At 37.5% G+C, this 8,827-nt stretch carries 11 protein-coding genes and 1 pseudogene; all 12 read left to right on the top strand.

All coding sequences use genetic code 11. The features are described 5' to 3' along the window. The coding region (locus AB840_RS11040) for an integrase core domain-containing protein (RefSeq protein ID WP_048514904.1) at window positions 1–199 on the top strand (199 nt) is incomplete at its 5' end. Between the two features lie 30 nt (window positions 200–229). Further along, window positions 230–844, top strand: a complete 615-nt coding sequence (locus AB840_RS11035; protein ID WP_290438999.1) for a PTS transporter subunit IIC — start codon at window positions 230–232, stop codon at window positions 842–844. Window positions 845–922: 78 nt separating this feature from the next. Next, window positions 923–1,954 carry a 2-hydroxyacid dehydrogenase gene (locus AB840_RS11030; protein ID WP_048514903.1) on the top strand — a complete coding sequence of 344 codons (1,032 nt, stop codon included), beginning with the start codon at window positions 923–925 and terminating at the stop codon, window positions 1,952–1,954. Between the two features lie 9 nt (window positions 1,955–1,963). Next, window positions 1,964–2,722 carry an SDR family NAD(P)-dependent oxidoreductase gene (locus tag AB840_RS11025; protein WP_048514902.1) on the top strand — a complete coding sequence of 253 codons (759 nt, stop codon included), beginning with the start codon at window positions 1,964–1,966 and terminating at the stop codon, window positions 2,720–2,722. A gap of 20 nt (window positions 2,723–2,742) precedes the next feature. Further along, the gene (locus AB840_RS11020; RefSeq protein ID WP_048514901.1) at window positions 2,743–4,257 is read left to right on the top strand and encodes an FGGY-family carbohydrate kinase; all 1,515 of its coding nucleotides are present in this window, start codon (window positions 2,743–2,745) and stop codon (window positions 4,255–4,257) included. 139 nt (window positions 4,258–4,396) lie between these two features. Beyond that, window positions 4,397–4,963 carry a glycerol-3-phosphate responsive antiterminator gene (locus AB840_RS11015; RefSeq protein WP_048514900.1) on the top strand — a complete coding sequence of 189 codons (567 nt, stop codon included), beginning with the start codon at window positions 4,397–4,399 and terminating at the stop codon, window positions 4,961–4,963. Window positions 4,964–5,026: 63 nt separating this feature from the next. Then, a complete protein-coding gene (locus tag AB840_RS11010) occupies window positions 5,027–5,914 on the top strand; it encodes a class II fructose-bisphosphate aldolase (RefSeq protein WP_048514899.1) in 888 nt (295 codons plus the stop codon). A 63-nt stretch (window positions 5,915–5,977) separates the two neighbouring features. Next, entirely contained in the window at window positions 5,978–7,018 is a 1,041-nt protein-coding gene (locus AB840_RS11005) for a 2-hydroxyacid dehydrogenase (RefSeq protein WP_048514898.1), read from the top strand. Window positions 7,019–7,234: 216 nt separating this feature from the next. Then, complete coding sequence (locus AB840_RS11000) at window positions 7,235–7,504, top strand: hypothetical protein (protein ID WP_048514897.1); 270 nt, start codon at window positions 7,235–7,237, stop codon at window positions 7,502–7,504. A 181-nt stretch (window positions 7,505–7,685) separates the two neighbouring features. Next, the gene (locus tag AB840_RS17165; protein WP_159445825.1) at window positions 7,686–7,862 is read left to right on the top strand and encodes a hypothetical protein; all 177 of its coding nucleotides are present in this window, start codon (window positions 7,686–7,688) and stop codon (window positions 7,860–7,862) included. 72 nt (window positions 7,863–7,934) lie between these two features. After that, a pseudogene (locus AB840_RS18305) lies at window positions 7,935–7,994 on the top strand (hypothetical protein); the annotation flags it as partial. Window positions 7,995–7,998: 4 nt separating this feature from the next. Beyond that, the gene (locus tag AB840_RS15815; RefSeq protein WP_234984925.1) at window positions 7,999–8,220 is read left to right on the top strand and encodes a transposase domain-containing protein; all 222 of its coding nucleotides are present in this window, start codon (window positions 7,999–8,001) and stop codon (window positions 8,218–8,220) included. The last annotated feature ends 607 nt before the right edge of the window (window positions 8,221–8,827 follow it).

The following is an 8,827-nucleotide window of genomic DNA, read 5'->3' as shown; positions in this document are numbered from 1 at the left end:
TATGATTGAGCGTTGGTTTCGAAGTTTCAAGTATGAAGAAGCTTATCTGACCCAATATGCCAACCTAAAAGAGGCGCGTCAAGCAATTAAGAAGTATATCTATACCTACAATTTTAAACGGCATCATTCAGCAATTGATTATCAGGCGCCAGCTACGCTGTACTATCCAGCAATGCTGATAGACTATGCCACGGCTTAATGTTCATTATAAAATCTTTAGATTTCTGTCTTGACAACTGAGCCATTATATACACTGGCTACTATATTAGGTGCCGGTATGGGAGTATTAGCTGGCTGGAATCCAGGGAAATGTGCTTATCTTGCAGTACAAGTGGCTGCGGTTATGGTATTGCTGCCGAAAATGGTCGAAATTACGGTTGAAGGCGTTATGATTGTTCGCGATCAGGCCGAAAGTGTATTAAAGAAAATATTTCCTGGCAGAGAATTTAACATTGGAATGGATACGGCACTGTTGATAGGAGAACCTTGCATTATCGCAACAGGACTGTTATTGATTCCAGCGGCTTTGTTCATTTCTATTATTTTACCAGGCAATCGCATGTTGCCATTTGTTGATTTAGCATCTATCGTGTTTGTTATTTCTATGGTGGCACCGTTTTGTAAACGAAATATGTTTCGAATTTTTATTACCGGCCTCTTTATTGTAACAATTGCCTTGTATGCGGGTAGTAATTTATCGGGTATTTATGGAGTAGCGGCAGATAAAGCCAATGTTAAATTACCCAGCAATGTGACTTCGACTGAACTGGGAAATTTAGTGTCATCTTATAATACTCCTGTTGGTTGGGCATTAATTAAAATTGGAGAGTTTATTGGTAATTGATAAATTTTTATTGCATATCCGTGTACTCGGAAATTTAATTAACAGTATTTTCAAGGATATTGGAAGAGGGAGATCATCATGAAGCTTGTTGGAATCGGGGATTTATTAATTCCGGCAGATTATATTAAAAAAGGATTTCAAAAATTTGCCGATCAAGGGGTAGAAGTTAAGTTTGTAGATTGGGAGTTACAGAATTATGAAGAATTGCAAAATATTAATCTGAAAATAGAAACAGATGGTTGTGAAGAATACGAAGTGCCAGAAAATTTGATTGATAAGATTAGTGATGCAGACATTATTATCACGCAGTTTTGTCCTATTAATAAAAAAGTGATGGATGCTTGCTCTAATCTTAAAGCAATAGGGGTATTACGTGGTGGGTATGAAAATATTAACGCGGCTTATGCTAAGAGAAAAAATATTCTTGTGTATAATACGCCAGGAAGAAATGCGACGGCTGTTGCCGATTTTACGGTAGGCATGATTTTAAGTGAATGCCGGAATATTGCTAAAGCGCATTGTAATTTAAAAGCAGGAAGGTGGGTACGTGATTATGCAAATGCAGCATCCGTTCCGGATCTAGCGGGAAAAATTGCTGGTATTATTGGGCTTGGACAGATTGGGAAAAAAGTGGCGCAGCGGTTGCATGGATTTGATATGACAATTTTAGGCTATGATCCGTATGCTGCAACTGTTCCCGAATATGTCCAACTGGTATCGTTGGACATATTATTGCGAAAGTCAGATTTTATTACAATACATAGCCGTCTTACAAAAGATACGGAAGAGCTTATGAATGCCGACGCATTTGCGAAAATGAAGCCTGTTGCGTATTTTATTAATACAGCCCGGGCGGGACTTGTAGATGAGACCGCATTATATGAAGCACTGAAAAGTAAGAAAATAATGGGAGCTGCACTAGATGTATTTGATAAGGAACCGCTGGGGAGAGAGTACCCGTTGGTTCAGCTGAACAATGTAACTATTACGCCGCATTTAGCGGGAGGAACTGTTGATGCATTTCTTAAGTCGCCATTTTTATTAGAGAAAGAAATGGAATCATTTTTACATGGAAAAATAAATTATCAATTTGTTATTAATCAAAAATGAGGAATGAATATGGATTTTGGATTAAATGGAAAACATGTCATTGTTGTTGGTGGAACTAAAGGGCTTGGTAAAGCTGTATGTAAGTTATTTGCTGAAGAGGGAGCTAATGTTGCGATTGTTAGCCGTCATCAAGCGGCTTGTGATGCAGTCGCGGAAGAATTACATAATACATATGGAGTAAAAACGGTCGGAATTACTTGTGATATGGGTGACGATCATTGTGGTGATATCCTTTTTGAGAAAGCTTTGAATGCGTTTGATTCGCTTGATGTATTAGTTAATAATGCGGGCATCTGGCCTCAAGCGTATGTAGTTGATATGAAAGAAGAAGATTTTCGTCACACGTTAAATGTTAATCTAGTTAGTCCGTTTATTTTATGTCGTAATTTTGCAAGATATCTTTTAGCACAACACAGAACCGGAAAAATTATTAATGTTGTTTCTCAAGCGGTTTTTCATGGCTCTACAACCGGACATGCTCATTATGCTGCCTCCAAAGGAGGGCTGGTAACATTTACCATTTCTTTGGCACGAGAATTAGCACCATACGGTATTAATGTCAATGCTGTCGCCCCAGGAATTATGGATACACCTATGATGCATGAAATATTATGTCAAAAAAGAGAATATTATCAAAGCCGTATTCCATTGGGGAGAGAAGCGCAGCCAGAAGAAGTAGGATATAGTGTGGTCTTTTTAGCTTCTAATAAGTCAGATTATTTGACTGGAATTACAATAGATGCCACAGGTGGAATGCTTATGCGTTAAGTAGGAGGAAAAGATGAATTATGAAACCTTATTTAATTGGTATTGATGCAGGAAATACCTCCAGTAAAGTTGTTATCTTTGATACTGAAGGGAATATTATGGCATTGTCTTCATCAAAAAGTTCAGACCGTATGAAACTTAAACCTCGGCAGAAGGGGTTTGAAGAATTTGATGTCGATGAATTTTGGAATATGGTGTCCGGGTGTATACGTATGGCTATTCATGATTCAGGCATTGATGCAGCTGATGTTGCGGGTATAGGAATCACTTCTTTTGGAAACGGCGTTGTTTTCTTGGATAAAAATGGGTGGTCTATTGCACCTGGTTGTTTTTCACAAGATTATCGAGCTAATGATATTATTGAATTATATAAAAGGGAGGGGACTTACGAGAAGATTAATGCTATTGTTCATGGAACCTTATTTGCGGGCAAACCGGGTCCCATCTTGCGATGGTATAAGGAACACGAACGATCAGTATATGATCGCATTGGCAGTGTATTGATGTTTAAAGATTATTTAATGTATCGTTTAAGCGGCAATTTTGCAACAAATTTAAATGTTTTTGGGGGGGCATTTATGGTTGACATGGATACCATGGAATATTCAAGTAATTTGATGAATTTATATGGTATACCAGAAATGTTTAATAAACTTCCTACGCTATATGAACATCCGGAAGATATTATTGGAAGGGTAAGTGCTAAGGCAGCACGGCAGACAGGACTTAAAGAGGGAACGCCTATTGCTGCCGGCATGATGGATATTTTATCTAGCCTGGTAGGATCTGGTGCTACGGGGGATGGTATTATTACAGCAATTGCCGGCTCATGGTGTATTAATGAAACACATTCTGCAAAAATTATTCCCAATGCATCTAGTAATATGCCATATATTCATAAAAATGAATATTTAAATTGTTCTTATACGGGAGCTTCTGCAACAAATTATGAATGGTTTAATCAGATTTTAGGAGATAAAGCAAGAGTGATGGCCGTCTACGAACAGAAAAATTATTATGATGTGTTGAATAGTTTAATTTCAAAGGTAAAAACAGATATGGATACTCCCTATTTTCAACCATTTGTAGCATCTCCTAGTATTCATGTCAATGCGAGGGCTGGGTTTAGCAATATTAATACCCATACAGCGTACGAAGATATTTGTTATGCTGTCGTTGAAGGAATTGCCTTCATTCATAAATTCCATATTGATTTTCTTATTCAATCAGGGTTGCCAGCAACGTTGATTCGATTGACGGGAGGGATGTCAAAAAGTGATGCATGGATACAAATCTTTGCAGATACTTTACAGTTACCTGTAGAAACTATTGATTGTGATGAAACAGGTGCACATGGAGTGGCCATTGTTGCTGGTATTGGCGCGGGTATTTATGAAAGTTATGAAGATGCTTTTAAAAAATCTGTTAAATTGAAAAAAATAGTGTTGCCTGATCCAGATAATGCTGATCTGTATAAAAAAAGATATAATGAATGGCACCGTTTAAATGAGTATTTGTTAAAATATTGGAGTTGATTAGAAAAGAATAATTTGTGAAAGAGTTTTGATGTGTGTAGAGACGTATATTGAAATAGAAATTTCATGTTATAATTATGTGATATAAGATAAACTAATAATAACTATGTTGTTGCATGATGTAACGTGGAGGCTCTAAATGAATAAAAAACGTATACTTATACCCTCAGTCAGAGATATTCGATATTTAGATAAAGCACTACAATCACCCCAAAATGAAATATTGCTAAGTACGATTGTTCATATCGGGAATCTTATTGAATTAACAAATGTTTGTCATAAAGCTCATAAGAAAGTTATTGTTAACCATGAGCTTATCGGTGGACTCAGTAATGATGTAGTTGCTTTTGAAATGTTAAAAAAAATGTATAAAATTGACACAGTGATCGGGACTAATCCATATTTTGTTAGCCGGGCGAAAGCTGTTGGGCTTAAAACAATTTTAAAAATTCCCTTAATTGATTCACTGTCTCTTGAATTGGCAATTAAGTCTATTGAGTCAGCAAAACCAGATTCGATAGAACTTCGACCGGCTATTTGTGCTTGTGATTTTTTAGATAAATTTCGCAGGATATTTCCTGGTAAAATTTTTGCTTGTGGGTTTGTCAATAATGTAGAGATGGTAAAGAAATTGTACTATCAAGGGTTTGATAGGATTATGACAAGTACACAAGAGCTATGGAATATTAATTGCCTGAGGGTATAGAAAATTTATAATTTAATCGGACATGGGAATATAATCATGTCTTGTGATCAGGAGAAAAATGACATGGCATTAGTAAATTTAAAAGGAATGCTTAATCATGCAAGAAAAAATAAATATGGTGTAGGAGCTTTTGATGTCAGTAATCTTGACATGGCGATAGCAGTAACACAAGTTGCTGAAGAAAAAAAATCACCGGTTATCTTGATGGGATTAACATTAGATCTTCAAGGAGATCGGCTTGAATATTGGCTTGATAATATGAAAAAAATTGCTAAAAATACTTCTGTTCCTGTTGCGTTGCATCTTGATCATGCAACGGATATTGATTTCATTAAAAAATGTATTGATGGAGGATTTTCCTCTGTTATGTTTGATGGTTCCATGCTTCCGATTGAAGAAAACATTGCCAAGACAAAAAAGGTCGTTGATTATGCGCATCGATTCGGAGTGACCGTTGAGGCTGAACTAGGGCATGTAGGAGATGGGATTGTTGGCAATAGTGAAGTAGGAGCGGATAAAAATACTGTATTTGATAATCCCGATGACTATTTAACACAGCCAGGAGAATTAGCTGATTTTATTGATCAGACAGCAGTGGATTGCATAGCTGTAGCCGTTGGGACCGCACATGGAATTTATGTTCATGAGCCTAAAATTCATTTTGATCGATTAGCAGAACTAAATTGTATCTCAGCTGTACCTATGGTAATGCATGGTGGTTCGGGAACACCTGATGAAGCAATTAAAAAATCAGTCGCGACAGGCATTTGTAAGTTAAATATTTTTTCTGAAATGTTGACGGCTTTTAACATTACAATAAAGGATGAATTAGAAAAAGCCAGCCATATGGCTATATGGCCGCATACTCTGTATCAGAAACCCTTGGAAGCACTGCAAGAAGTCGTGCGGCAAAAAATTGATCTTGTAGGATCGGCTCAAAGAATCAAATAGTAGGATCAAATGCTAAAGAACATAATTTTGTTGAAAAATAAAGAAAACATAGGAGTGAGAAAAATGGATAAAGTAAAAATTCTCTGTGTAGCAGATGGGGGTATTACAAAAGAATTAATGGAACAAATGCGAGAACTGGAACAATATGGTGCAGAAGTTAAGATTGTTGAAGACAAAGACATGTATGCCATGGGGCCTATTACAGATCGGATGACATTAATTGAACATAATGGAGTTGATGCGGCTCCGACATGTCAGGCGTTGTTGGATCACTGCGCGGACGCAGATATTATAGTTGTTCATGTTGCGTCTATTAATAAAAAAGTTATAGAAAAGGCGAAAAATCTTAAAATGGCTGCAGTCCTCCGGGGAGGATATGAAAATGCGGATGTTCAAGCATTGACTACAAAAGGTGTTAAGCTTATAAATGCACCATGGCGTAGTGCAAATGCCGTTGCAGATTTTACAATAGGGATGATGATTGCAGAAAATAAAAATATTGCTCGCAGTCACAAAATGATTTTTGAGGGCAAATGGTGCAAAAAATATACAAATCAGGAATATATTCATGATATGCGTAAAATGACTGTTGGTATTATTGGCTTTGGATATATTGGACAACGAGTCAGACAGCGTTTACAAGGATTTGAAAGTAAAGTGGTTGTATATGATCCATTTATAGATCCTCATAAATTTGATGAGTATAATGTTGAATTTGTTTCTCTTGAGGAGCTTTTAGAACGTTCTGATATTATTACAATACATCTTCGCCTTTCTGAAAAAACGGAACACATTATTGGCCGGAAAGAGTTAAAGAAGATGAAAAATACTGCATATTTTGTAAACACAGCTCGTGCTGGTCTGGTTGATACGGAAGCATTAATAGAAGCTTTGAAAAATCATGACATAGGTGGAGCGGCAATTGACGTATATGATGAAGAACCCCTGTCCAGCGACAATCCCTATTTACAACTTGATAATATTACGCTGACATGTCATTTAGCAGGAACGTCATGTGATACGATGAAGACCTCTGTAGAAATAGGAATTGAAGATTTGACACGATACTTAACAGGTCAACAAATGATTAATATTCGTAACTAGAATTTCTTTCAAAATAGTAGGAGTTATAAAAAATGAATTTTCTGGGCATGTAAAAGTTTTTCTGTAAACAAGTTTTAATAAGGTCTTCTATGGTAAAATCAAATCATAGAGGGCCTTTTAATGTGGCAAGAGTAAAGAAACTAATATATTGTAATGTCTAAAAATTGCATATAAATATTGAATATGGTATGCCTATATAAAGGCGGCGAGTATACCATGCCATCCGTAAAATACTCCATTGAACTCAGCGATTCTGATAGGAGTACGCTGCATGATCTAGTAACTAAAGGTAATACATCAGCTGAGGCAATACTGCGAGCCAATATTCTTCTTGCTTCCGATAAAACAAACAAAAGACACATGACTGTAGCAGAAATAGCTGCTGCAGTCAGTACCTCAACGACTACCGTACAAAAAGTACGGACTTCCTATGCCAATACCTGGTTATGTGCCACCATCCTATTGCGGAACAATGCGTGGAATTGAACTATGTGGAATCCATATATCATATGACCATTTCACGGATTCTAAAAAAAACGAATTCAAACCACACTTGAAAAAATGTTGGTGCATACCACCAGAACAAAATGCCGCGTTTGTTGTAGCCATGGAAGATGTTCTTTCAATATATAGCAGACCATACCCTGCAGATATACCTATCATTTGTATGGATGAAAAACCAGTACAATTCTTTGCCTCTGTTCGCAAGAGCATTCATTCCAAGGATGGACAGATTGAGTATGAAGATAATGAATACATCCGAAATGGTACCGCGGCCATCTTTCTGTTTACCGAACCACTCGGAGGCTGGCGATATGCAGATGTTCAGGAACATCGCACCTGAGAAGATTGGGCTAAACAGATCGAATGGTTACTCACTCAACAATATCCGCATGCACAAAAGGTGGTGATTGTCATGGACAATCTGAATACGCACACCATAGCTTCTTTGTATCAGACATTTGAACTCAGGCATGCATTTGAACTGGTTAACAGATTGGAAATTCATTTTACTCCTAAACATGGCAGTTGGCTGGATAAAGGCCAGTGCTGCGGTGTACGATATCATCGAAACCTGCAAAGCCAACCAGATCAATCCGGAAAACTACTTGCTGTACCTGTTCCAACATCTGCCGAATGAAACGAAATTTCCGGATAGAGACGTACTGGATAGGTACATGCCGTGGAATCCGGAGATCTGAACGATTTGTGAAAAGTAAAATAGATATACTTTATGTCTGGCATGTATGTTTAGGATAACAGAATGCCAGGCATTTTTCTATCCACTGTTTTATCGAACCCACTGTATTGAACTCACATTATCGAATCCTATTTTTTCGTATTGGGAATGATATCCTTGTGGTATGGGGCGGGCGTAATAAATTACGCCCCTACGAAACCGGGGGAACAGCGGATACTTCGGCCTGTATCGTAGGGGGTCGATGTATCGAACCCACTGTATTGAACTCACATTATCGAATCCTATTTTTTTGTATTGGGAATGATATCCTTGTGGTATAGGGCGGGCGTAATGAATTACGCCCCTACGAAATCGGGGGGACAGTGGATACTTCAGCCTGTATCATAGGGGTTCGATGTATCGAACCCGCATCCCCATGGCAAGGATACACTGATGAAGAATGGCGGGCGTTCTGATTTTTATATAATGATTTCTGTGCCAATCGCAAGCTGTACCAAAAGAATAAAAAGGGTAATGGGGAACACTGGCTTTTTGTGAGATTTCTTATCAAAAATGCTGCAAGCAGGAAGTAGTTGAATAAAGGATGAAAAAATTGGCATATGCCATTG

This window comes from Megasphaera cerevisiae DSM 20462, from assembly GCF_001045675.1.
GTDB lineage: Bacteria > Bacillota > Negativicutes > Veillonellales > Megasphaeraceae > Megasphaera > Megasphaera cerevisiae.
The sequence above is the reverse complement of the archived record's forward strand: the minus strand, read 5'-3'. Positions and strand labels throughout refer to the sequence as shown.

Excerpts from the sequence above, each read along its gene's own strand:
- AB840_RS11030 (WP_048514903.1), top strand. The coding sequence starts at position 923 with ATGAAGCTTGTTGGAATCGGGGATTTATTAATTCCGGCAGATTATATT.
- AB840_RS11025 (WP_048514902.1), top strand. The coding sequence starts at position 1,964 with ATGGATTTTGGATTAAATGGAAAACATGTCATTGTTGTTGGTGGAACT.
- AB840_RS11020 (WP_048514901.1), top strand. The coding sequence starts at position 2,743 with ATGAAACCTTATTTAATTGGTATTGATGCAGGAAATACCTCCAGTAAA.
- AB840_RS11015 (WP_048514900.1), top strand. The coding sequence starts at position 4,397 with ATGAATAAAAAACGTATACTTATACCCTCAGTCAGAGATATTCGATAT.
- AB840_RS11010 (WP_048514899.1), top strand. The coding sequence starts at position 5,027 with ATGGCATTAGTAAATTTAAAAGGAATGCTTAATCATGCAAGAAAAAAT.
- AB840_RS11005 (WP_048514898.1), top strand. The coding sequence starts at position 5,978 with ATGGATAAAGTAAAAATTCTCTGTGTAGCAGATGGGGGTATTACAAAA.
- AB840_RS11000 (WP_048514897.1), top strand. The coding sequence starts at position 7,235 with ATGCCATCCGTAAAATACTCCATTGAACTCAGCGATTCTGATAGGAGT.
- AB840_RS17165 (WP_159445825.1), top strand. The coding sequence starts at position 7,686 with ATGGATGAAAAACCAGTACAATTCTTTGCCTCTGTTCGCAAGAGCATT.